Below are 23,974 nucleotides of genomic sequence, written 5' to 3'. Positions count from 1 at the left end.
TTTTCGGTCATTGTTTTTATAATCTACTGATAAATAGATCTATTTGCTACTTTCAGCACTTCGCATTATTTAATCACACCGTAGTTGGATCACCGGTAAGTACTGGAATGTAAACCTTGATCATTCAGCACTGCACAGCTATGAAAACTATTCCCAAAAGCTCTAAATGCTTGATTTTCAATATTATTACTAAACAAAAAATAAGACCTATCCGTATTACTTAATAGTTTATAAACGTAAACCTATGTTGCCCGATCCTTGTCTTGAATCTTTGAAAGTGTTAGTCCTGGTGAATGGCAACACCCTCCTTACTGCGCCCTATGAGGCGAAACAATTGGCTACACTCATCGATAGTCGCACCCAGCACCCGGTAGCTGAGATTACGATCTTGCGCCTGTTTGGGTTTGTTGCCGCTAAATTTCCGCCTTCAGCCTATACAAAAGATGTCCTGGCGCAGTTTTGCGGATATAGCGACTATGCCATGTTTTGTGAAGATCAGAGGGTTTAAAAAATAAGCGCGCCGATACCTGCACCGGGGCAGATACGGCAGTAAAACGGGGGTACCAATTGTTATAAAGATGGGATGAAATTCGAAGGAATCGTCTGCTTGATAGCATCCGTGATATTGAACGCAAAGATATGGTTTTTAATTAATAAGCAATACTATTTCGATTTATCTTGGTGATTAAAGAGAGAAATGTAAATTGCATTTTTAGAAAGAAACAAAAGATAGCTGCCGGACTTGAAACCCGGCAGGACCATTAATTAAACATGACCTATGTGCACTCACTAATTACGCACATACTCTTATATACGTCTGAGTAACAAGTTTGTTTATTAATTTTAACTCTCTGAGCTTACATAATTTAAAATCGCATGAAAAAAACTCCTCCGCAATTAGTATATCATAACTGTGGCGGCTTGCTAAATTTTAGACAGTACTCGTTGAGAAGCACTATTGATACGACAAAATTACTCAAGGATTGTTTTTCTAACTTTCCAATGGTACCGTTATGCCTGTTCCTAAAACAAACGCCTGCATAACACGTTGATTAAGTACTTAGAGTTCATAGAGTCATTTTGGTTAAACTCAATTATGCAAGCAGTCCTGTACAGTTATCTGTGCAGGATTTTTTTATGGCCTTGAAGCGTTAGATTAATAGCAAAGCATTTTAGCTATAACGTGACTGCACAGCCTGGCTATGGTTAAAATGCTTAAATTATTCATAGAGAGAAGTAGAGTGCAGTACAAATATACATCCCATTTCCTGCAATACAGCTATGTTATCCACTTTGTTACCATACTGAGATAAGGTGTTTTGTTGTAGCGTTAATGATAAATGTAAAAGCCAGGCCTCGCGCCTGGCTTTTACCCCTAATTTTAAATTGTTTGTACATTTAGTCCAAAACGAAGATATTCAATCCTCCTTACAATATGTCACACTTTTTCTCACTCACGAATAAACATTTCAGGAATATTAATGTCTCATTGATGAGGAATGAGAACATGAGCGGACGAACGAATAAAACGACTGAATTTGAAGCACGAAAAAACAACTTTGCCCGAAGGCTTGCACTTTTTGATGAATCCTACGCGGCAGTATTAAACGACAATGACTGCAGCACATTAAATGACTGCTTTGAGATAGTGTTTGCACACAATAGCTTCGGTCTCCCATGCTTTCGCTTGCGCACGTGTCATTTTTGTACCATTCCGTGTCATTTTAATACGATTGCTCAAATGCTATTTAAAGAATGTATGGGACCATATGCGTTGTAAGTGCCAATAATTCTCGTGCCGAGCAACCTGTAACGGGATATGTCATACTCCTTGACTGATATTAGATCTTTTTTCGGTCAGAAAGGCTGTAGTAAAGACAAAAAAGTATATCACCACGCATTCTTTATGTATGAATTTATTGATAATTAAGTCGTATAAAAATAGTTAAAGGTAAGCAAGCAGATTAACCCTACATTGAAAATTATGTCAATTACCAAACAAGATTTTTTTGTGATAAAAGACATTTTGAAACTGCGAAACTTTTATCTTTTTATATTCTATCAATTTGTTTAGCCGTACGTCTTTAAAATGACACTCCCGCTCCTTTCGAACTTCTGTCTTTGTCTTGACTGTCGCCATTTGAGTTGTTATCACTTTCAAGAGGTATTATCGTAGCTTTTCTTGCTTTCAATAAATCAATCTCAGTTTGAATTAGATTTCTAATATCCGATTTAATCATTAGGTAATTTTCCTGGACATCTGTTGAGGTCACCTTATTTACCTCTGGAATCGGCACGTATTCATCTTCTTCCGCCTTGATGGCAGCATGATCGTTTTGAATTACATTGTGAAAGATCTTCAAATCAATCCTTTCATCCGGATTATCTGCTACCATACCAACAAACGCCCCGGATGACAAAGCGGATATTTTAGACGCTGGCACCGCGTAATCTAACTGTGTGGATTTACTCAGCGATGTATCGCTGGCATTTATACTGACACTTTCACGTTGCTGTATGATTTTCCCGATACGCTCTGACAATTGCTTTGCAGTGTCGCCAGTTACCTGACCGCTGATTATGTTACCGACGATATTCATGATTACTTCGGCTTGTTCCCGTCCATAATCTTTCTTTAATTGACTGTAATCTTGTATTCCCAACGTAGTAGCCACACGATTACTTCTCGCAGTTGCCAAAAGTCCATCCACACCCGAACCACCGATGTAAATCGTAGGGAACTCGTCGAAGATCAGGCTGCTTTTCAATTTACCTTTCTGGTTGACCAGTTTGATCATCCTGGATATGTATAATGATAATACTGCACCATAGACCTGAATTTTTTGAGGGTTATTACCCATGCAAACTATCTTAGGTTCTTTTGGATTATTAATATCAAGCGTAAAATCATTACCGGAAAGCACGTAATATAATTGTGGTGACGAAAGACGGGCTAAACTGATCTTCGCACTTGCTACCTGCCCCTCCAATTGCTCCCTGGCTTTATTTTGAAAGGCCGATATAAAAGGATTGATCAACACTTTAATATCTTCCTGCTCCTGCAATATGGGGAACAGTTCCTCGTAATCGGCCTGCATCAATTCAATGACATGAGGTAAAGTACAAAACCTGCCATTTTCATACTTGCGCAGATACCAGATAATGGCCGTTAGAAAGTTGATGGGGCTTTCAACAAAGAAGTCGCCTTGCTTTTTTACCCATTCCCTGTTAAGGCCTAAAAGGATCGTTCGCGATGATTCCGTAGCATCCGTAATATCTTCCATGCTCTGAGGGTCAAGAGGGTTGCAACGGTGAGTTTTGGAAAGGTCATCAAAATTGATGAGATAGAATTTAGGTTTAACTTCATAGTTACGCCTATATCGTTTCAATTTGTTATAAGCCAGATTGGTGAGGTCATCGAACTTAAAATCATAAATGAACATGGAAAAACCTTTTCTGATGTGCTGATCGATGATATGACGAATGACAAAATACGTCTTTCCGGCTCCCGGCGTGCCTATGACCAATAAGCCCCGAAAAAGGTTAATAAAATTGATCCAGCTTTTCCTTACCTTTCCTTTGAAATGATAAATCGCGGGCAGATTGACCGAATATTCATTTTCAATGAGCCGTTCTTCCTGTGGAAATGTTTCATTTTCAGTATTGAATATATCTTTCTGTAAGTTCAATTTGAGCAAACGGGATAAACGGCCACCGCCGGTTAAAACGAGTATATAACCCATTGCAGTGAAGAACGCGTACATGGTTACGATTAAAGATGGAGCTGCTCTCAGGTAAAAGCAAAGCGCACTGACAAAATAAAAGAACAGGCCCGCGCCTATGAAAATGGCGATGAAGTCTTTTCTGATATTCTCATCTTTTTTCCCTTTAGCGCCAATTAAGGAAACCACTAATAAAAGTAACGCCGCCAGTTTAGCTTTAAAAAAACCTTCGAATAATCCGGTTTTGCCGATATTAAGTATTATACGATCAACAATTTGCGTAGTCAAATGCCAATATTGAAACACCGTATATCCGCTAATGTAAAAATGGATACTTAAGACGGTAACGCTGAGTACCCTCGTAAAATCAAGAATCTTTCTTAATCCCTGTATATCTTCTCCTGTTTGCATGATATTATAAGTTTAACCCTTTACGTTTTTTATCCTTTTTCTTCGGCAATAGTGGGGCGATGTCGCCCTTATTTCCTGGTTCCAGCAATGTCTGTAGCCGGTCAGGTATGTTTTCAAGAAGGTTTGACGAATTTGGGTAATGACCTTTATCCAAAAGGCTTGTAGTCTGTTGACTTTTTTCTAAACCGAAAATTCTTTTACCTGGCTGTTGTCCGTGATATTGATCATATCTTTCGGCCCCAATGGCGATACGTTGTCCGAGGGTGCCTTTTTTTTGAGCATTAGCATACCGGTAAGTGTCTTTCAAATCACGCTGAAATTTAAACTGTTCGTCGAATAGCCTTTCACCTGATTCTTTAAAGGCCGACCGGTTAAACTGTCCGACCTTTTTAGAATGCTCCTCGTTTGAACCGCGTGATTTATTCATCGGGCTGAGCTTGATCTTATTCGTAATATCTTTTCGGCTAACGATGACCTGAATGTGCATTTGTTCACCGGGCTTTATATCCCCGCGTTTTCTAAAACCATTTTTTACTTCATCATCTTTGTGATTGAAATAACGGTGATTTTCCAACTTTCCGAACCATAGCAGATCGCTGTTGCTTTTTATGCCGGGTCGATTAAAGTTTTTTGCGTATTCGTCCATGATACCCACCGCAAATGCTTTTAGCATATCCTTCCCACCAGCCTCACCATATTGTGATTTAAGCCAGGCAATTTCTTTCTGACTGGGGCTGATATTGATAAGAAAAAATTTAGCATCGTCGCGGCCTAATTTGGCGATGTTGTCATCCAGCCTGCTACCAACTTCATGTGGCAAAATGCCGTTACTTGTTCCATTGAACCATCGCTCCGGCTCATGCCGATCAATCAGACGGTTCTCTTTTTCAAGATAATGAACCAATTGTTTACTGCTTTCTTTGTTATTTCCGGCTTCGCTGTCGGTGATATTGATATACATAATGGCTTCTATAAGTCTGTTATCTGTTTTCTAAAACTTTCCGTCAGTTCTTCTTTTTCTCTGTTCTTGAAGCTGCCGAGTTCCTCACGCATTTTGATGTAGCCGGTAAGGATCATGAGGAATTTCGCTTTAAGCTTTTCTTTGGTATCGATCCGGCCGTAAACAGCCTGAAGCAGCTTGTCGGTTTCTTTTTGCCTGGAAGCTTGTGTTTCCTGACCTGTTAGAATGGCCTTGTTTGCATTGACTACCTGCTCGTTAAAGTATCTGACTATTTCGCGTTGGTTGTTGATCATCCGGTCAACTTCTTCTTTCAAGGGTATGAGCAGGGTATCTTCCTGGGTACGGATAAACCGTATATAGGTATCGTGGTTTTTGGCGAGCGACGTTTTTAGCATTTCGTCGCTGATATCCGCAGGGTCTTTTTTTGTCTTATAAAAATATTCAACCATCAACCCGAAGAGTTGCAATTTACTGCGGTTCAGCTTCTGCGCCAGCTTGCCAAACTTTTCGTCCAGTGCATCGGAGAACCTTAGGGTTTTCGTATGTCCATCCTTATTACTCATTCTGTCGTTTTTAGTGGTGGGTTATAACCGGGGTTATACTTTTTTCGGTGTTTTGGATATAGCTTGTGCTACAACTTATACCCGGAGTATAAGTTAAACCCTCGTAGCGAAGCGTAGAGCAAGCAAAGTAGGGCTCTGCCCAACTTCCGCTTGCTCCTTTTTTCTTTTAAAAAAAGGACACGCTTTTAACGGTTGTCCGGCCTGCGGCCCGACAACTCCAACGGTTCGAAGGAGCGCAGGAATTGACGAATCTGCTGACGTGGTTTGGTGCGGATAAGCTTAATCTTGGTTATATGTCCGTTGAATTTTCTGCCTTTTACTCCTGGTAGTATTTCACTGTTTTTCATGACTATCTGAATTGATAGTCAAAGGTGCTAAGCAAGCATCTTAGCTTTTGACAACTTGCCTAAAATAAAAAGTGAAATTGGGAGATGCCATTACACGCTTAAATTTCATCGTGATAAAATCTTAGGCAACTGGTCTATTCATTAGTTGACAAGTCCGCAACATTGTAGTATCCAAAACAAGATATGAAAATGGTTAGCCAGAAACGAAGTATAACGCCGGAAAAGGCGGTGGCCTTATTAAAAAAAGATGGTCTGATTATTAGTCCAACCGAGGCAGAGGTGATAGTTAACTTTCTTTACTTGCTTGCAGAAATAGTAATTGACATAAATGCAGATGATGAAGGTAGCAGATCTATATATTAGGGTAAGTACAGATGAACAAGCGGATAAGGGTTATTCCCAACGAAGTCAGGAGGAAATGCTGCGCAGATATTGCCAACTACATGGCATTAGCGTCGGACATGTTATCTATGAAGATCATTCGGCCAAGAGCTTTAACCGGCCCGGTTGGCAGGGCATGCTAAATCACTTCAAAAAGAAATCAGCAGAAAGGCCACATTTGATATTATTCACTAAATGGGATAGGTTTAGCCGAAATGCCGCTGATGCCTACCAAATGATCAATTTGCTTAGGAGCTATAGAATTGAACCTCAGGCGATAGAACAGCCATTAGATTTGACTATACCAGAAAACAAGATAATGTTGGCCTTTTACTTGGCTGCGCCAGAAGTTGAAAACGACCGGCGTGCGCTCAATGTCTTTCATGGTATGCGAAGAGCAAAAAAAGAAGGGCGTTGGATGGCCACTGCACCAATTGGCTATAAAAATAAAAGTCACGAAGACGGGCGCAAATACATAGGAATTGATGAGCCGATCGCAGAAATATTGAAATGGGGTTTTGGAGAAATAGCAACCGGTAAAACGTCAATAGATCAAGTATGGAAACAGGCTCGAAATAAAGGATTAAGCTGCACTCGTTCCAATTTTGCTTACCTCCTGAGAAATCCTGTCTATTGTGGTAAAATCGTGATTGCCGAGTTTAAAGATGAACCTTTGCAAATAGTACAAGCACAGCATCAGCCGATAATTACAGAAGCTTTATTCGAAGATGTGCAGAGGGTTTTAGATGGAAGAAAGCGATTTAAAAGTTTAATAAGCCTGCCTTCAAAACTGCCGTTGCGAGGCTTGCTCCGATGCCCAAAATGCGATCGTATGCTAACCGGTAGCCAGTCAAAGGGATGTAGGTCTTACTACTCTTATTACCATTGTTCATCAACCTGTGGAATACGATTCAATGCGGATCAATTAAATCAATCCTTTATAAACGAGTTAACCAAATTCAGGGTGAAAGGAAAAGTTTTAAGTCTTTTTAGAAAGGTAATTGAGGATACCTCACAGAATAAAAACATTTTCAATCTTAATAAAAAAGCCCAACTCACGAAACAAATTGAAGATCGACAAGCTCGCTTTAGACGCGCCCAAGATTTATTGCTTTTAGGGGATTTAGATGCAGAAGACTATCACGAAATAAAAAAAGAAACAAAAGTCAAAATAAGGGAATTAAATGAAATGCGATCACTTTTGTCGAATCCCGATGAGGACATTCGGCAATTAGCCAATAATCGAGAAAAATTGATCCTAGATTTGTCGGCAGTATATCAAAAGGCAAACATTGCGCAAAAACGCAAGTTAATTGGTGCTTTATTTCCAAAAAATCTTGCCTATTCAGTAGTAGGATTTGGCGACTTTGAAATAGAAAGTTCGATACAATTATTATATTCCTTTGAAGTTAAATTAACCGATATTTGAGCATGCGAGTATAAGCCATTTTCGATCTTACATCTTGGCACATGCGAAAAACTGCTCATTATGAAAATCCATTGATGTAGGCGAAATTGTATGTTTCAATAGTTTAAAGCCATTTTTTGTTAACGGGATAGCTTTGAAATCCAACAGGACATGACAATTTGGACATACGCAAATCATATTATCTAAGGAATCTTTGCCATTATGAGGTCTACCTAAAGGAATAATGTGATGAATCTCGATATAGTACTCATTACTCGCTAACTTTAATCTCCCTAAACAAATTTGACATGTGAATTCATATAATCTTTTAAGTTTCGCAACCGTCGCCCTATTTCGAAGAATTACATCAATTTTTCTAAGGGTTCGGACGACCTCCTCGCTTTTATCTTTCTTTACAACCATGTTCAAACTGATTCCATAAATCAATAACAATTGGTTTTCAGAATATTTTTGATACGTTGGTAATACTTGAATGCCACCGGTTATATGTAAATCCTTTTTAATCTGTAAATTTGGATTGTTAATATATTCATCTTCAGTGATAAACAAAACATAACCAGACTTGTCAAATAACACTCCTGGGAATCGTTTAAGATTGTGATACCAAAGCCCATCTTCACGATATAACGCATGATTTGCCTCTATGGCCAGCAATCGATTCAATTGGGCTCCGGTCATAATTTACTGTTATATCTCCCTTCCCAAATTAGTCTAAAATATCCAACCTCAACCTTAAGAAATGATCCTTTATCAATTTTATAGTGCTTGGATCAATTGATTCTACGATAAAAAAGGCTTTCCATTCCGCTATACCATCATAGATACAATTTAGCAAGAAATTAAATGCAGAAGATTCGTCCAATTCTGACCAGTACGAATGATTTTTATTGATAACTATTGTCAGTTTATCTCTATCTGATCTTGCCTGAACAATCAAGTAAGGGTCAAAAACAGAACTTTCATCACTCATCAGGACCAAAATTTCTAATTGGCCAATTTTTGCAATTAAACTTTTATGTTCAACCCTTGAAACCCGGCGAACCGCCTCATCATTGCTAGATTCAATGACTTCCTCTGGTAAAACGTCTTTCTGGAATAAAGTGTATTGAAAGTCCTTAGTTTTTAAGTTTTTGAGAACATGGCTGGTTGCAAGTTCAAAATTGATTGTTGGACGACTTTCAATTTCTTTTACTCTAAGTTTTGATGCCAATTTTTTGAAGTCACCTATTTCTCTTATCAAATTTTCTTCCAATGCAACTTCTTCTTCTTCATCAAATAAAATTTGGTCTTTAGTATGACTCACCTCAAAGCCATCTACATGCAATTCGCCAACCAAACGTTGATTAATTAAGTCGTTTCGGCCACCATCTTCTCCAAAAATCGAACGGGGCTTATATGCCATAGGAAATCCTTGTATTACTCTATTTGCTTGTAACAATGAAAATCCCGCGTATTTTCTACCACCATTTTGTAAAACGCCAGCCCAACCGTAAACATTTTTGCCATTTATTACAAAAGAAAAACTTCTATGCAAGCGAGCTCGACTATCATCCAGAGCCAAACGAGATAAAATTTCCTCCATCGACCACCTTAAGGCTTCACCTTGAAAATTTATTTCGACGCTTTTAGACTCTAAGTCTTTGCGGTAAATTGATGATAGGTATTCCCGACAGGTTGAGACGGTCGTTGCTATAAATTTTCTGTATAAGTCAGTGATATGTATTCTGGTACCATGGCTACTTACGTCGCAATCTACTTTTTTAATTTCCAGATTTGGCTTGAATTGTATAAGAGCTTCTACATTCGGATTCTCAAGGCGTTGCTTTTCGTAAAATGCTTCTTCTTCTTTTAAAATTTTGTTGAGATCGACTTCGACTATGAGTTTTTTTGCGCTTCCATATTCCGTCGTTTCAATTGTCCACGCGCGCCCGAACCAAAATGCTGCGGTCTTCAAACCCAAACCATATTTGGAGAGTCCGTCTTTTACTTCAGGTTTTTTTCCAAGGATTAAAGCGTTTTGGAGCTGCTGTTCATCCATTCCCCAAGCATTGTCCACAATTGAGATAAAGCCGGGATTTGTTGCCGTCTTATTCTGATAGCTTATATTTACGAATAGCCCAATTCCTTCACCTTTCAAAATATCTTTAAGTTCAGGGTGATTTCTATAAGATTGAATACTGTTATCGATAAATTCAGCTAAAGCGTACCAGATCTTGTATGGAAGCCTTTGATAAGAATCGAGAATTTCGTAGCCCAGTAGTAATTCCATAATTTTAAAGTGGCTGGATTATTAGTTTATTATCAACATCAATCACCAACTGCAAAAGGTCGTTTTTGTCGAAGTTATGATCAACAATTTTAAGCATACATTTGCTGTTTTTTTTCTTTGGTTTCGTCAATACGGCATTATAAGGCACCATATTGAAATGTACTTCAATTTCGCCAGAAGACAAGTGGCTTACAAGGTCTGCCTTTTCAATGGTGAAGTGCATTTCGTCGTAGTAAGCAATTTTGGTTGTGTTAGTAATATCATAAGGATACTTACCACCTAATCTATAAGCGTCAAAGTGGTTTCCATGCTCTCGATAAACTTCCAATACACAAACATTTAAGCTTTTATAACGCAAGTCGATCTTTTCAAATACCTTTTTGTCATAATCGTCAAAAATTACTAAAACTTCTGGAGCTTTTGCATTGGTCTTTATTAGATTGATGAGTTCAGCCTTATGTTGGACGAAAGTTTCATTGTGTTTCAATAAAAACTTAATTACATCATCGGGGTCAAAGTAAGGGTCTAAGAAAGTGTCAATTTGACGAAATGTATGTCCTAAATCAGGCTTGCAAAGTTCCACTTCCACAAGTATCCATCGATTGAACTTTTTTGATATCAGCAATAAATCTGGTTCGTATGATTCCGATATATCAGATTTCTTTTTAATAGTGTACTTAAATTTTACAGCATAATAATTTGAAAAAAGCTCTTTGGAGTACTTAAATAGCTTTGCCTCGAAGTCAGGCTCACTATAGTCTCTTATGCTAGCGATTGGTTGATATAAACGCCGCTTTTTGTCCTCAATTACTAACAGCTGTGCCATGTATCAAATTAGAAAATCGTCCTTTTGAACCGTTAATATACTCAATATTCAATTCAGTAGAAATCCATTTTCTGTTAAGATTTTCCGCAACCGCTCCTGTCGTATTAGATCCGCCAAACGGATCTAATACCATATCACCTTCATCCGTTAACATGCGAATAAAAAATTCTGGAATTTCTTTCGGCATCCTGGCGGGATGCAGTGGAATATTGTTTGCTTTACAATAAATTTGGTAGTCAGTATTTGATGATGTATTAGAAGAAATTAATACATTACTCGGTATAGAGCCTTCATGAACCTTCAGAAAGCTGGTTTCATTAATAACATGTTCACTTGGCCGTTGACCAGCGTTGTATTTCTGATCCTTTAGCAGTTTCTTCATGGACTTGCTATACTCCTGAAGAACTTTTCTATTATCAGCTTTTGGGAAAGGAGTTTTTGAAAGCCACCAAATATGTGTGAAGCTTTCTTTGACTCTTATACGCTTTACATTCACCCACTCGGCAGGCCCTGGCAATTTGGCCGCGTTATACCAAACAAAACTTTGGCACAGATGAAGGTTGCATTTATTTTTTATAGCTAGAAGCGCCTCAATCGGCAAAGTTGACATTTCTGGAATCCCTGGTTCCCAAGCGTTGCCCACCTCAATTACTAAAGAGCCATCATCTTTTAAAAATTGAAGTAAGTGATTAACAACATCGACAAGCCAATCAAGATAATCTACCCCATTTAGATTCCCATATTTTTTCTTACGCTTCAACGGAAAGGGGGGGGAGGTGAAGATTAGACTAGCTTTTTGATCAGAAAGATTTTCGAAATCCGCTTGATTTAGCTCAGCAGTGCTACCATGATAATAAATTCCGTTGTCCGTTCTATAAGCTATATCCATTAAAATATTATTCTGATAAGGAAAATAATCAGCCAAAGTATGATTTTTTTAAAGGATTACGGAGAATTATTTCAACTTCATACTGTGAAGAGTTAAACCAAATAGTCAGTCAAGCTATCACGACTAAGAGTGAGCACTTTTCATTTATTCAAATTCAAAGTACTCGATATCAAATTGCGACATGGTTTTGGAATTTTAACATATTTGATTTTTAAGCAAAGCGTTAGCTGATAACATTAATAAGAATTTCAATTTCTTTTAAAGATCGGCTCTCAAGCCATTCATCGCAATACTATAACTTTTCCACGGGGCACGGCTGCTCTGCTATAAATCCTGCTTCTATTTCTGATCTTTGCGATTCTACTAGCCTGTGTTTTCTTTTTGAAATTCCAAACGTTGAAGCCCAAGAAATACCATTGCCTACACGTTCTTTTTTTGTAATATATGTTCGCCTTACCACTTCTATTCCAACAACTAAACCTAAGACAATCACGATCCAAGTAAATTGATTATCCGAAAGATAATTGGGAACTAAGAAAAGTTTTATTTTTTCAGAATATCTGGACAGGATAAATACAGAAAATGCTGTTACAAATAGCATCAAAGTTGGCACAAGAGAATATTTAAAATCCAAAACATACTGCTTCCTTATTTGTGCCAGGCGCTCATCACAAAATTTTGTTTTTTTTTCTGTCCAATCGAGCACCCTTTCTAAGTGTATTTTTTTATCTTGTTCTATTTTCCATGCAGCTTTTAAGGTTTCTACCTCTGTTTTTAGACTTTTAATCTCTTCTATAGATTTTTCTTTAAGACGATGGTTGGAATCCGTTGCCAAGGCAAGTTCTTCAGAAATAATTTCAATTTCCCGTTCCGCATCTTCTTTTTGTTGCGTAAGAAGTTGATTTTCAACTGCGATCCGATTTTCAATCAATTCGATTTGTGCCAGTTGATCTGTGCTTAGTTTTTCAAACTTCTCAAGCAATACCTGATCTCGAAGAATGGCAACCTTTGTTTTAAATGACGTATCATGATAGCTGTCGTTTAAAATTTGTAATGTCTTTGATCTTGTTCCGGTATAGTCAATTTCGAAAGTTCTCAAGTCCGGAATGCTAAACGTGTCAATGAATTTTTTATTAGTCACATAGTCATTTTGAACAAATGGTCTAATTAATTGAAGAAACGTACTTGGACTAATGATGAAATTAATTTCCCAACGACGCTTATAGTTTTCTCGTTCAAATTTGCTCAAGACATAATCGGAACTAAGGAAAAACGCCTTGCTTTCCAAAAATTTTGTTTTCTTAAGATTCAGACTCCGGACTTCCCTCAATACTTCTATATCATGCTTAAATCCTTGGTATGTTTTAGGCTTTCTGTTTTTGTTGGACTCATAAAACGTCTTATACTTCTCAATATCCTCTTCAACCTCCGCTGAATCGTAAACCGATTTCTTTCCAACAGTGTATTCCGTTAAACCAAGATCTTTAATAATTAGATCCACATGATCATACTTGTCAAGAAAAACTTCGGGGTCTATATTGTTTTCGACGTTTTCCTTATGAAATAACTCCTCCAAAGGGCTAAGTCCGTCAACAGCTAAAGCCAAACGGCTGGTTTCCCTGCTCCACTTAGTTGACTTTATAAACAACGCCTTGGAATCAAATGCACGTTTAAACTCAGAAAGCGTTTCAGGATGAAACGTGAGTTGAAATGGGAAATTATTCTTTTTTATCTCTGATAAAATCTCCCTTGCAGATGCGTCCTCGTTATTTTTATGCAGGTCAAGTATCCCGAAAATAAAGTTTGTATCAAGAAACAGGAATAAGTTCTGAAAACGATTATTAAGAAAATTAACAGTGTCATTATCGGATGTTAGCGCAAAACTAGTAAACGTTGCGTCAACCAATTGAGAAAGATAACTTGTTCGCTCTTCATCAGCTTTCAAGATAAATTGATTGATAGCATTAGTTAAATTTTCTTTTGAGAACTGACCTCCGTTTTCTTTAATTACCTTTTCTAAGATGGATGTTAAACTCAGTTGGGCTTCATCTGATACTTTTAGAGAAGGATTAAGTAAATTCAATGTTTCAACGCCATGTTGCTCCAATACATTAAAAAGGTAATCTGTTAAATGTCTCCAGAGCATTTCATAATTATCCGCGCTGATTTCGGGTAATACCTGAGCTATTTCGTAAAGCCACTTGCTTTTAACTTTCGATTCTAATTCAGTATTATCACTTATACGCTTTTTAATTCTTTCCGCTATTTGCGGTTGCAGTGTAATTGCTCTAGTACTTGGGTTCTTTATAACTGAGCCATTGTCCAACAGTCGGTCTAAGTTAGATTGAACTATATGAGTGCGGATGGAAATACCGTACACTTTAACAATATTATCGGCGAGATCTTGCTCGCCTTTGATTTCCTGATTATTATTAATTAATGAATATGTAATAATATTCTGAACCACTTGTTCAAATTTCTGATCATGAGATAAGGCCTTGATATGACTAAGTTTTGAAAATACCTTTTTGTAGTCAATAGATTGCATATAGTTAGGAGATTTTTACTAAGATATATATTGGCCGCAAAATTGAAAATAATATTGAATGGAAAATAAGTAAATCAAATTATTTCTTAGAAAGAGGATAATTTTCATAGCAAATCTGTCTTTAAAACCTCTACAAGGAATGAGGTTAGAAATTATAATTTTCTTGAACGGCTTAAATCAACTTCAAAGATCTCTTGGGAGATTTAATATAATTAGTCAAAATTCACGAATAAACGTAAATCAGTGAGGAAATAGTTCGAGATAGTGAGAAGCGGGATCACTTAAAAAACGAAAAACAGCCTTTAAACATACAAAAAGGATGTTTTTCGTTTCACAAATCAATACAATACCTATCCAAAAACAACCTTTTACAGGGCTATATCAAATTTTGTTTCACCAATATTTCACTGCGTTTCACCAGGAGGGCGGAATGTCTCGCCCCGATACCAAACCAAATCACCGCGAATTATCTATAGTTAATAGCATTTGATCCGGGCTTGCAATTTTGCCAAAACCGGGTTTGCCAAATTTGTAAGACAGGGTAAGGCCGATACTTTGTACTAAAGCGTTGTTTCAATAGAGGCCTGAACCCTAAAGTCAAATGACTTAAAATGAGGAAAGTTGATAGATGTTTAAAACAGTTTTGCCGAGTAACTAACGCAGCAAGCCTATTTGCTTGATTGATTCGCAATATTGCTTTGGCAAAAATTGCAAGCCCGGATCAAATGCCATTCACTAATATTTATCAGCAAAATGGCGTTTAACTAAATACAACCAGTTGGCCCGATTCAGCCCAGGCGTCGATCCCTCCCACCAGCGGACGGATTCGTTTCAAACCAACTTTACGTAATTTCTCTGCATATTTTGCAGCGGTAATTTCATTTGGGCAGGAGCAATAAATAATAATTTCCTGGTGCTGGGCATATCTATCCGCTATAGCGTTGAGACTATTTTCGTCAACAGGAACTGAACCCGGTATAAATCCATTTCTGGTACGTTGATCAACCGGGCGGGCATCAAGTATCACAGGATCATATTTTCCATCCATCAATTCTATCAAATCGTTAACAGTTAGCCTATCTGTTTCAAACTGCCTGATAAGGCGATAACGCCGAAGCCATTTAAACAAAAGGTACAAGCCGAATAATAAAACAATAAATAAACCACCCATTGCACCATAATGACTCATTGCTGCAATCAAACCATCAACCTGGTGCCGGAAAACCGCACCTAACGTTGCTGCCGCACCAACGTAAATAAGCGCAGCCAGAGATGAGAAAAATATAAATAACGCCAGTTCCATTGCGTAAACCCCGGCAACAACCGGCGCAAGCGTTGACAGACCCGGAATAAATTTTACAACTGTTAAAGCAGGCGCACCGTAGCGGTCAAAAACATCGCCGGTGTTGCGAACACATGAATCTGGTGAGATAGAAATTTTACATAATTTCCCGAGGATCCCTGTTCCATATTTCTTACCGGCAAAATATAATATGAGGTCACCCATTAGTGTTCCCAACGCCCCTATCAAAACAAGAACGATAATGTTGGATGCTGTTGGCGGAGTAACGGCCGTAGTTACTATAAGCACTGCAAGGGCAGGCAAAGGTAACCCTACACTTTGTAAAAGAGTGATAAGGAAAACCAGCCAGATCCCATGGGTTTGTATCAAGTGAACTAATGTATTCATACTTCAGTTGCAGCTAAGATAAGGCAGTTAATTTATTGATCGGTCAGATTTTACCGATAAACTATTATTTGACTTTAAAAGTACTAACAGTGCTGTTGAATTGAAACGCATTTTTAGAACCTGCAAATAACACGCTACAAAACAAATAATCAGCACAACTCCTCATCGGCCTACTATTCAGCGCAAAACATTAATATTAAAACAAAATTATTAGGAATTATCAAAAATTAAACTTCTATTTGCGGTGTATTAGATAACCAATACACCGAAACAATATTATGATCGAAATTAATAATTTGAGCTTTGCGTACGACAAGCGAACCGAGTTATTTAAAAACCTAAGTCTTTCGCTTAGCGAAGGTCATATATATGGCCTGTTGGGAAAGAACGGAGCCGGTAAATCTACTTTATTAAAAAACATGGCAGGCCTTGCTTATCCGCAAAAGGGTACCTGTTTATTGAATAAAGCAAATGTTTCAGGGCGGCCGGTTTCGGTGCTGGAGCAGCTCTATTTCCTTTCTGAAGATATTTATGTGCCTTCGTTCACCCCTTCGCAGTATGTAGACAATACCGCTGGGTTTTATCCAAAATTCAGCAGATCTGATTTCTATACTTACCTCAATGCACTTGACGTTGACGAAAATGCGGTAATGGACAAACAATCGTTCGGTCAGCAGAAAAAAGCAATGATCGCTTTTGGCCTTGCTACCAATACCAGTTTGCTTATTATGGATGAACCTACCAACGGACTGGATATTCCATCTAAAGTGCAGTTTAGGAAGCTGATAGCCTCGGTGCTGACCTATGAGCGTTGTATCGTGATCTCTACCCACCAGGTACGCGACCTTGATAGCCTGATCGACACATTGCTGATATTACACGATAAAGAGATTGTAGTTAACTGTACCATGGATGAAGTGGTTGAGAAATTGACCTTTGGCTTTTATACGGATAATGATGGACTAAAAGCTTTATATGAAGAAAAAGACATGCGTGGAACTTCGGCCATTTCCGAGAACACCACGGGCAGGTTCAACAAAGTTGACCTGGAGTTGCTGTTTAATGCCATCATCAGCGGCAATAAAAAAATTGTAGAACTATTAAAAGCATAATAAAAAATGTCAGACTTTTTTAGCCTCAGCAGGTTCGGCAGGTTGTTTGTCAAGCATAGTAAGGAATACTATACCAGGTATCTGATGTCGGCAGTAGTATTGATTGGCGTAATGGTGATGGGCGGCGGTTTTTTAGTTTATCTGATCAATACTTCGCTCGATTCCATTTTTCAGATCCTGATTTATGTCTGGCTCCTGATGTTAGGAGGTACCATATTTACCAGCAACATTTTTGCCGAATACGGCAGTAAGAACAATATACCATGGCTATCATTGCCTGCCAGCCACTTCGAAAAATACCTGGTGGCCTGGCTGTATTCTTTTGTGATCTTGTTTGTGGTGGTTACCGGTAGCTTTTACCTCGTGATGCTGTTTTTTATTAACGCGAAACACTTTCCGCAACAACAGCCGGAGCTATTTAGCCTGTTGGAAAGGCCTGGTGCGCTTCGCTATGCTCTGTTGGTCATTATTTTGGCTTTGTACGCCTTTTTACACTCCATAGCCTTTTATGGTGCTATATATTTTAAAAAGCTTCATTTTATCAAAACAGCTTTTTCCTTTTTTATCGCCGTTGCCCTCCTGATGCTTGGTAATAAGCTTTTATACGACCTTTTGCTTGGTAAAGATACCATCGCCACAATGCCATTAACTAATACCGCCTTTATAGAAAATGGCCGCGTTACAGTGATCAACCTAAATGATAATAAGGAAATGTATGCGGTAATATTATACTCTGTTATTGCTGTTTTGTTTTGGATAGCGGCTTACCACCGTTTAAAAGAAAAACAGGCTTAATTGTTAATCATATGGATTTTAAGGACAACGAACCCATATACCTGCAGATAGCAACTGCTGTGAGTGAAAATATATTGACCGGCAAGTGGCCCGCCGGCGAAAAGATAACTTCAATACGTGATTTGGCGGTTGAATTGGAGGTTAACCCCAATACGGTTAACCGCGCGTACGAACTTTTGCAAAACCAGGAAGTGATCATTAATAAACGGGGAATGGGGCTTTTTGTAGCACAAGACGGAGCTGCCAAAATAAAAGTGCTTCGCCGGGAGCGCTTCATGCAACAGGAACTCCCTGAGTTTTTCAGGAATGTTCTTCTGCTTGAGATTCCGTTCGATGATCTGCAGCCACTGTTCGAGAGATATAAAGTATTGAATAGCAAACCCACCGAACCTACGCCAGATGAAAACAAGTAATAAAATAGTGATACTTATTGCTGCTACGCTTGTAGCCGCCAATGTGATATACGACATCGCAATTAAGCGAGAATATGCTACAGGCAATTACAAAAGGCCTTTTGCAGATTTCGCCAGCTTGCCTTACCAAAATTTTAATAAAATAATGATCAACCCTGCCAGTATGATCACGGTTAAACTTGTTCAGGGGCCGTTTAAAGTATTGGTGCGCAATACGGTTAAAGATGTTTTAGCAATAAAGCAAATTGATCATAGCCTGGTGATTGATTTAAATTGGAGAAACGCCCGATATAATTCAGGGAGAGATATTGCTGTATTGATTTCGTGCCCTGTGCTTAAATCTGTCAAAGCAGGCGCCACTTACACCTTAAACAAAGTAAAATACACTGATACGATTGCTGTTGATGACTGGTCGGATCATCATTTGCTTGTAGAAGGGTTTAAACAGGATAGTTTAAACCTGGTACAGGAATGGGGAAGCAAAGTTGTGCTGCAAAACAATGTACTGGCATATTTTCATGCCAACACCGGTAACAACAAAGAGAGTAGCCCAAAACTTACCATACAAAGAAACAACATTTTAAACCATGCCGATTTTGAAATAAATGATAAAAGCAGACTCATTTTAAGTGAGGCGCGGATAAAAACTGTCAATTACCATCTGGCAGATAGTGCCAGCCTCACCGTAAACGGGGCCGCAACAAGATCTATCAATAAACAAATACCCTAACCTGAATAAAATCCTTATGAAATTACAAATCAATGCACTATCAAAAACATACTCCAACGGGGTGCATGCCCTCAAGGATGTATCGCTTACTTTAAACAATGGCATGTTTGGTTTGCTGGGGCCGAATGGAGCCGGCAAATCATCGCTGATGCGAACAATAGCAACCTTACAGGAAGCCGATGCAGGCAGCATCTTTTTAGATGACCTTGATGTACTCAAAAACAAAACAGAAGTCAGGCAATTGCTCGGCTATCTTCCCCAGGAATTTGGTGTATATCCCAAAATAAGCGCGGAGCGGATGCTGGATCATATTGCACAGCTAAAAGGCGTTGGCAACAATGCCGAACGTAAAGAACTGGTTGCCGCCCTGCTTGATAATGTAAACCTGGGTAAGGATAAAAAGAAAAACCTTGGTACTTACTCAGGTGGTATGAAGCAACGTTTTGGCATAGCGCAAGCGCTGATCGGTAATCCAAAACTCATTATTGTTGATGAACCAACGGCCGGGCTTGACCCTGCTGAACGCAACCGTTTTTACAACCTGTTGAGCCAGCTTGGCGAAAACACCATCGTTATCCTATCAACGCATATAGTAGAAGATGTAAGCACCCTTTGCTCCAACTTTGCCATTATTTGCCAGGGCGAGGTTTTGTATGCAGGTGAACCTGATATTGCGGTGAACGAGATGGAGGGCCGCATTTTTACCAAGGCCATTGATAAAGCAGAATTAGGCTTTTACCAGGACGATTTTTCGGTGATCTCAACACAGTTGAAAACTGGAAAACTACACATCCGTATTCTGGCCGAAACTGATCCGGGTAAAGGTTTTATACCGGCAACGCCCAATTTAGAGGATGTATATTTTAGCAATATTGCTACCCGTGTAGATGTAAATACCATTTAAAACCATACCGCTATGTTTTGGAAAATATTTGCTTTTGAGGCGCAGAACCGCCTCAGAAGGCCCCTGGTGTATGTTTATTTTTTCGCCACGCTGATATTTATAACACTTTCATTCGCAACAGGTTCGCTCCCTGTTGGCGAAAAAGAACACATTAACAGTCCTATGCTCATCGCATTTGCCATGGGGTGGATAAGCATGTTCATGATGCTGGTAACATCGGGCATTATGGGGATGCCCTTGTATAAGGATATTGAATACAATACCAAAGATTATTATTTAACCTACCCCATTACCAAAGCCGGCTACTTTTGGGGCAGGTACTTCAGTTCGCTGTTTTTTGTGCTTATTATTGGCAGCGCGGTTATGACGGGTGTATTTTTAGGATCGAAACTTGGTCCCTTGATGCACTGGAAAGATGCCAGCAATTATGGCCCCAACAACTTCATGTATTACTGGCAGCCATTTTTATTGATAGCCGTACCCAATCTCATTTTTACATCGTCATTATTTTACGGGCTGGTCGCCATAACACGAAACATTAAAGTGATCTATAGCGGGGGTATCATTCTTTTTCTGGGTTACCTGATAGCTACTTTCTTTTTACAGCGCACCAATAACCACTATGTGATTAACCTTGCCGATCCATTTGCTTTTAACGGCATCAGGGAGCAAAGGCAATCGGCAACGGCGGCTATGCAAAATACTAACCTGCTTAATTTTGGCGGGCCGCTGCTGCTTAACCGGATCTTATGGCCTGGTCTTGGCTTGGTTTTGTTGATCTACACCTACGTCCGTTTTAATTTTGAGGACTTTTTTAGCGGCAAGCGCGATAAAAACTTAGTTAAAGATGGCGAAGTGAACCGCGGCGCGGTGCGGCCCAAAGTAGCTACCTCTTTTAGTGGTAGTTATAACTATAAAACGTTGTTAAGCCTCACCAAAACTGAACTACTTAACATTATACGCGATAACTATTTCTGGATCATCATTTCATGCGGGCTTGTGTTTTTAGGTTTTGCACTCTCTATGGGAAATAGTTTTTACTACATCCCCGATTATCCGCGTACAGTTGAATTACTGGACATTTTTAACGAAGTTTTCCTCTTCTTTATATTCTTTATTATCATTTTTTACACCGGCGAAACCGTACACCGTGACCGTATAACCCGCTATGCATTTATCAACGATTCGTTACCTGCTCCTAATTGGGTTTTAAATGGCTCGAGGTTATTGAGTTTATTGGTATTAGGCCTCGGCTTATCATTGGTGCCCATGCTTATGGGCCTTGGAATACAAATAGCTAAAGGGTTTACACAATTCAATTTCCCGGGTTATATTCTTTCTGTTTTCGGTCTAATTTTGCCGAGGTTTTTAGAGATGGTAGTGTTTTCGTACGCCGTACACGTAGTGGTGAATAATAAATTCGCCGCCCATGGTATTGGCATAACCATTTGGGTTGCGCTGTACTTTTTACATACCACTTCCATTTTTAATTATAACCTGCTACTATACTCGTACACTCCGGGCTATCGTATTTCTGACATGGATGGTATCGGTCATATGGCCGCGCCTGTAGCCTGGTTTAACCTTTACTGGCTTTTAACTGCAGGCTTGTTAGTTATTTTAGCCGCCCTTTTTTATTACCGGGGCGTATCATCAACCCTAAAAGAAAGATTGCAATTGATAGCCGGAAGGTTCAATACCCCTACCCGGCTGATCACCGCTGTTTTGGTTATGGCCTTACTGTCGCTTTCATCATTTATTTATTATAATGTGAGCTATCTTAACAACTACCTCACCCAATCAGAAAATAATGAACGCGCCGTGTTGTACGAGCATACATTAAAGCGCTATCAAAACCTGCCCCTACCCGTTGTAAGCTCAGTGAAACTTAATGTGGACATCTACCCGGAGAAACAACAGTCGGCCACGCATGGATATTTTACATTGGTTAATAAAACAAAGAAGACTATAAGCCAGCTATTGATAGATGGTGACGAAGTACCTGAATACGACTTAAAAATCGACGGTAAAGCGATACCTTTTACTACCCCGCTGGTTTATGAACGGGGTAAATTCAACTTCTTTAAGCCTGAAAAGGATACCGCCGATTTCAGGCTGTATAAATTTGAAAAAGCTTTGGCACCCGGCGATTCGGTTGTGGTAGAACTGCACTCGGCTATTTATTATAAAGGCTTTAGTAATGACCTATACAGTGCCGATCTGTTGCGTAACGGCACATTCTTTAAAGGAGGTTTGCCGGGTATCGGTTATGATGAAGATGATGAGCTAAGCAGCCCTTACGAACGTAACCGCTACGGGTTACCGCCCAAAAAAGATGAAGTATTTGAACAGAATAATCCTGAAGGCGTCAATAACCTACTGGCCGGCAAAAGTGTTAGCATACAAAGTTTGGATATCACTATAAGTACATCCGCAGGGCAAACCGCTATAACAAACGGCAGTTTACAAAAACAGTGGACAAGCAACGGCCGCAGCTATTTTCATTATGTGCAAAATAAACCAGGCATGTACCCGCCGTTTGGTATTTTAAGCGCGAAGTACGCCTTATTGCAAGATGTTGTTAAGTTAAACGATGGCAGGCAGGTTAACACCGGGATATATTACAATCCATTACATCCTTACAATGTTAACAGGTATCGGGACGCTGTTAAAGACGGCATCAGCTATTTTTCGGCTATGTATGGCAGCTATCCTTTTGGTGATATGCGGATAGTTGAAACCGGGGTTTACGGAGCACGCTCGGCCTCGTTATCAACCCTGGATACTTATGCTGAAAATAATGGCTGGACGGCCGATTTTAGAAAGCCCGGTTTGTTTGATTTTTGTTATTACACAGCTATCAGGCAGGTATCGCAGCAATGGTGGCGTTACCAGGTAGCCCCCAACAAAACCATTGGTTCGTTTATGATTCCTGAAGGGTTGGCATTGTATGATGCTTATGTAATGGTGGAAAAGAAATATGGAAAAAATAACATTCACGATGTATTACAGGATGAAATGTGGCGCTATCTATATTTCCACAGCCGGGGAAGCGAACCCGAACATACCCTGTTAAGGGCCAACGAATGGCACCAGTACCAGGGTAAGGCTGCCAACATGCTATATGGTTTACGGGACCTTATTGGCGAACAAAATATGAATGCGGCCCTGCGTGAATTTAAAGAGGCTTACGCTTTCAAAAAAGAACCGCCCTACCCCGGCAATAACGACCTATATCGCTATTTGAAGAAGCACACACCCGATTCATTACAATATTACTTAACCGATAGCTGGGAAAAGATCACTTTTTATGATAATCATGTAGTTAATGCGCAATCTGTTGCTATAGGAAACGGGCAATATAAAGTGACCTTGAAAGTGAGCACCGGCAAAATTTACATCAACGGTAAAGGAGAAGATGTACCGGCGGCCATGGATGACTATATTGATATTGGGATTTTTGCTGCAGACACCAGGGATAAAGATGGACGAAACCAGGTAAACCCGCTTTACTTTCAAAAACATAAACTTACTGCAGGCGAACATATAATTACTATAACAGTAAAAGGCAAACCCGTAAAGGCCGGTATCGACCCCTACAACAAACTGATTGACCGCGTTGCCAGGGATAATACCAGAGATTTTTGATCACTTAACGGATGAATAAAAATTAATGCGTTGATCCCTAAAAAAACGATGAATAAGCCCCGGCTAACCAAATCGGTAGGTGAACCTGATTGACGCAGGCCGGGGTTTTCCATAATGCAATCGTTGCAGTAAAAAAACGAGGTGTAAAGCTAAAGGGCCGTAGCGGGATGCCGTCAAGCTCCTTATAATTCCGTGCAATCACGATATCTCAAACACGATAGGCTTTTACAAACCAGCGAAGAAAGACTGCTTAAAGCGGTCTTTCTTTATTTATCTACCACCTATTAAAACGTTTTGTAATCTCAATGAAATAATCATGTAACATAAAGGCGATGG

The 23,974-nt window shown here is 39.2% G+C and carries 18 protein-coding genes; 8 read left to right on the top strand and 10 right to left on the bottom strand.

Annotated features, from left to right (window positions below; genetic code table 11):
• Positions 1-244 precede the first annotated feature (244 nt).
• Entirely contained in the window at positions 245-508 is a 264-nt protein-coding gene (locus AAFN85_RS16265) for a hypothetical protein (protein WP_347528658.1), read from the top strand.
• Between the two features lie 1,576 nt (positions 509-2,084).
• On the opposite strand, the gene mobC is transcribed toward AAFN85_RS16265, so the two are convergent.
• The 4 genes from mobC to AAFN85_RS16245 form a co-directional block, all read right to left on the bottom strand.
• The gene (gene mobC, locus AAFN85_RS16260) at positions 2,085-4,133 is read right to left on the bottom strand and encodes a conjugal transfer protein MobC (protein ID WP_347528657.1); all 2,049 of its coding nucleotides are present in this window, start codon (positions 4,131-4,133) and stop codon (positions 2,085-2,087) included.
• Between the two features lie 4 nt (positions 4,134-4,137).
• The gene (locus tag AAFN85_RS16255; protein ID WP_347528656.1) at positions 4,138-5,094 is read right to left on the bottom strand and encodes a DUF5712 family protein; all 957 of its coding nucleotides are present in this window, start codon (positions 5,092-5,094) and stop codon (positions 4,138-4,140) included.
• An 8-nt stretch (positions 5,095-5,102) separates the two neighbouring features.
• Positions 5,103-5,657 (bottom strand): BfmA/BtgA family mobilization protein, encoded by a 555-nt coding sequence (locus tag AAFN85_RS16250; protein ID WP_347528655.1) that lies wholly within the window; start codon positions 5,655-5,657, stop codon positions 5,103-5,105.
• Positions 5,658-5,842: 185 nt separating this feature from the next.
• On the bottom strand, positions 5,843-6,004 hold the full coding sequence (locus tag AAFN85_RS16245) for a hypothetical protein (protein ID WP_347528654.1): 162 nt from the start codon (positions 6,002-6,004) through the stop codon (positions 5,843-5,845).
• A 334-nt stretch (positions 6,005-6,338) separates the two neighbouring features.
• Here AAFN85_RS16245 and AAFN85_RS16240 point away from each other — a divergent pair, with 334 nt between their 5' ends.
• The gene (locus AAFN85_RS16240; protein ID WP_347528653.1) at positions 6,339-7,814 is read left to right on the top strand and encodes a recombinase family protein; all 1,476 of its coding nucleotides are present in this window, start codon (positions 6,339-6,341) and stop codon (positions 7,812-7,814) included.
• A 27-nt stretch (positions 7,815-7,841) separates the two neighbouring features.
• Here AAFN85_RS16240 and AAFN85_RS16235 read toward each other — a convergent pair whose 3' ends face one another.
• From AAFN85_RS16235 to AAFN85_RS16210, 6 genes are all read right to left on the bottom strand, one after another.
• A complete protein-coding gene (locus tag AAFN85_RS16235) occupies positions 7,842-8,492 on the bottom strand; it encodes an HNH endonuclease signature motif containing protein (protein WP_347528652.1) in 651 nt (216 codons plus the stop codon).
• A 28-nt stretch (positions 8,493-8,520) separates the two neighbouring features.
• Complete coding sequence (locus AAFN85_RS16230; protein ID WP_347528651.1) at positions 8,521-10,083, bottom strand: ATP-binding protein; 1,563 nt, start codon at positions 10,081-10,083, stop codon at positions 8,521-8,523.
• Positions 10,084-10,087: 4 nt separating this feature from the next.
• Positions 10,088-10,909: a hypothetical protein gene (locus AAFN85_RS16225; RefSeq protein ID WP_347528650.1), complete on the bottom strand. Its 822-nt coding sequence runs from the start codon at positions 10,907-10,909 to the stop codon at positions 10,088-10,090.
• Positions 10,887-11,834 carry a site-specific DNA-methyltransferase gene (locus AAFN85_RS16220; RefSeq protein WP_347528649.1) on the bottom strand — a complete coding sequence of 316 codons (948 nt, stop codon included), beginning with the start codon at positions 11,832-11,834 and terminating at the stop codon, positions 10,887-10,889. The genes AAFN85_RS16225 and AAFN85_RS16220 overlap by 23 nt, the downstream gene beginning before the upstream one ends.
• A 256-nt stretch (positions 11,835-12,090) precedes the next feature.
• Positions 12,091-14,346: a hypothetical protein gene (locus AAFN85_RS16215; protein ID WP_347528648.1), complete on the bottom strand. Its 2,256-nt coding sequence runs from the start codon at positions 14,344-14,346 to the stop codon at positions 12,091-12,093.
• Between the two features lie 760 nt (positions 14,347-15,106).
• Positions 15,107-16,036 (bottom strand): rhodanese-like domain-containing protein, encoded by a 930-nt coding sequence (locus AAFN85_RS16210; RefSeq protein ID WP_347528647.1) that lies wholly within the window; start codon positions 16,034-16,036, stop codon positions 15,107-15,109.
• Positions 16,037-16,314: 278 nt separating this feature from the next.
• Between AAFN85_RS16210 and AAFN85_RS16205 the strand changes: the two genes are divergently transcribed.
• The 6 genes from AAFN85_RS16205 to AAFN85_RS16180 are packed head-to-tail and all read left to right on the top strand — an operon-like array spanning position 16,315 to position 23,638.
• Positions 16,315-17,148 (top strand): ABC transporter ATP-binding protein, encoded by an 834-nt coding sequence (locus AAFN85_RS16205; RefSeq protein WP_347528646.1) that lies wholly within the window; start codon positions 16,315-16,317, stop codon positions 17,146-17,148.
• A gap of 6 nt (positions 17,149-17,154) precedes the next feature.
• Complete coding sequence (locus AAFN85_RS16200; RefSeq protein WP_347528645.1) at positions 17,155-17,943, top strand: hypothetical protein; 789 nt, start codon at positions 17,155-17,157, stop codon at positions 17,941-17,943.
• Between the two features lie 11 nt (positions 17,944-17,954).
• On the top strand, positions 17,955-18,356 hold the full coding sequence (locus AAFN85_RS16195; RefSeq protein WP_347528644.1) for a GntR family transcriptional regulator: 402 nt from the start codon (positions 17,955-17,957) through the stop codon (positions 18,354-18,356).
• Positions 18,343-19,086: a hypothetical protein gene (locus tag AAFN85_RS16190; protein ID WP_347528643.1), complete on the top strand. Its 744-nt coding sequence runs from the start codon at positions 18,343-18,345 to the stop codon at positions 19,084-19,086. The genes AAFN85_RS16195 and AAFN85_RS16190 overlap by 14 nt, the downstream gene beginning before the upstream one ends.
• 16 nt (positions 19,087-19,102) lie before the next feature.
• Entirely contained in the window at positions 19,103-19,990 is an 888-nt protein-coding gene (locus AAFN85_RS16185; protein WP_347528642.1) for an ABC transporter ATP-binding protein, read from the top strand.
• 12 nt (positions 19,991-20,002) lie between these two features.
• Complete coding sequence (locus tag AAFN85_RS16180; protein WP_347528641.1) at positions 20,003-23,638, top strand: hypothetical protein; 3,636 nt, start codon at positions 20,003-20,005, stop codon at positions 23,636-23,638.
• The last annotated feature ends 336 nt before the right edge of the window (positions 23,639-23,974 follow it).

Source organism: Mucilaginibacter sp. CAU 1740 (assembly GCF_039839285.1).
Lineage (GTDB): Bacteria > Bacteroidota > Bacteroidia > Sphingobacteriales > Sphingobacteriaceae > Mucilaginibacter.
The sequence above is the reverse complement of the archived record's forward strand: the minus strand, read 5'-3'. Positions and strand labels throughout refer to the sequence as shown.

Excerpts from the sequence above, each read along its gene's own strand:
- AAFN85_RS16235 (WP_347528652.1), bottom strand. The coding sequence starts at position 8,492 with ATGACCGGAGCCCAATTGAATCGATTGCTGGCCATAGAGGCAAATCAT.
- mobC (WP_347528657.1), bottom strand. The coding sequence starts at position 4,133 with ATGCAAACAGGAGAAGATATACAGGGATTAAGAAAGATTCTTGATTTT.
- AAFN85_RS16255 (WP_347528656.1), bottom strand. The coding sequence starts at position 5,094 with ATGTATATCAATATCACCGACAGCGAAGCCGGAAATAACAAAGAAAGC.
- AAFN85_RS16225 (WP_347528650.1), bottom strand. The coding sequence starts at position 10,909 with ATGGCACAGCTGTTAGTAATTGAGGACAAAAAGCGGCGTTTATATCAA.
- AAFN85_RS16245 (WP_347528654.1), bottom strand. The coding sequence starts at position 6,004 with ATGAAAAACAGTGAAATACTACCAGGAGTAAAAGGCAGAAAATTCAAC.
- AAFN85_RS16210 (WP_347528647.1), bottom strand. The coding sequence starts at position 16,036 with ATGAATACATTAGTTCACTTGATACAAACCCATGGGATCTGGCTGGTT.
- AAFN85_RS16205 (WP_347528646.1), top strand. The coding sequence starts at position 16,315 with ATGATCGAAATTAATAATTTGAGCTTTGCGTACGACAAGCGAACCGAG.
- AAFN85_RS16200 (WP_347528645.1), top strand. The coding sequence starts at position 17,155 with ATGTCAGACTTTTTTAGCCTCAGCAGGTTCGGCAGGTTGTTTGTCAAG.
- AAFN85_RS16250 (WP_347528655.1), bottom strand. The coding sequence starts at position 5,657 with ATGAGTAATAAGGATGGACATACGAAAACCCTAAGGTTCTCCGATGCA.
- AAFN85_RS16230 (WP_347528651.1), bottom strand. The coding sequence starts at position 10,083 with ATGGAATTACTACTGGGCTACGAAATTCTCGATTCTTATCAAAGGCTT.
- AAFN85_RS16185 (WP_347528642.1), top strand. The coding sequence starts at position 19,103 with ATGAAATTACAAATCAATGCACTATCAAAAACATACTCCAACGGGGTG.
- AAFN85_RS16215 (WP_347528648.1), bottom strand. The coding sequence starts at position 14,346 with ATGCAATCTATTGACTACAAAAAGGTATTTTCAAAACTTAGTCATATC.
- AAFN85_RS16265 (WP_347528658.1), top strand. The coding sequence starts at position 245 with ATGTTGCCCGATCCTTGTCTTGAATCTTTGAAAGTGTTAGTCCTGGTG.
- AAFN85_RS16240 (WP_347528653.1), top strand. The coding sequence starts at position 6,339 with ATGATGAAGGTAGCAGATCTATATATTAGGGTAAGTACAGATGAACAA.
- AAFN85_RS16195 (WP_347528644.1), top strand. The coding sequence starts at position 17,955 with ATGGATTTTAAGGACAACGAACCCATATACCTGCAGATAGCAACTGCT.
- AAFN85_RS16190 (WP_347528643.1), top strand. The coding sequence starts at position 18,343 with ATGAAAACAAGTAATAAAATAGTGATACTTATTGCTGCTACGCTTGTA.
- AAFN85_RS16180 (WP_347528641.1), top strand. The coding sequence starts at position 20,003 with ATGTTTTGGAAAATATTTGCTTTTGAGGCGCAGAACCGCCTCAGAAGG.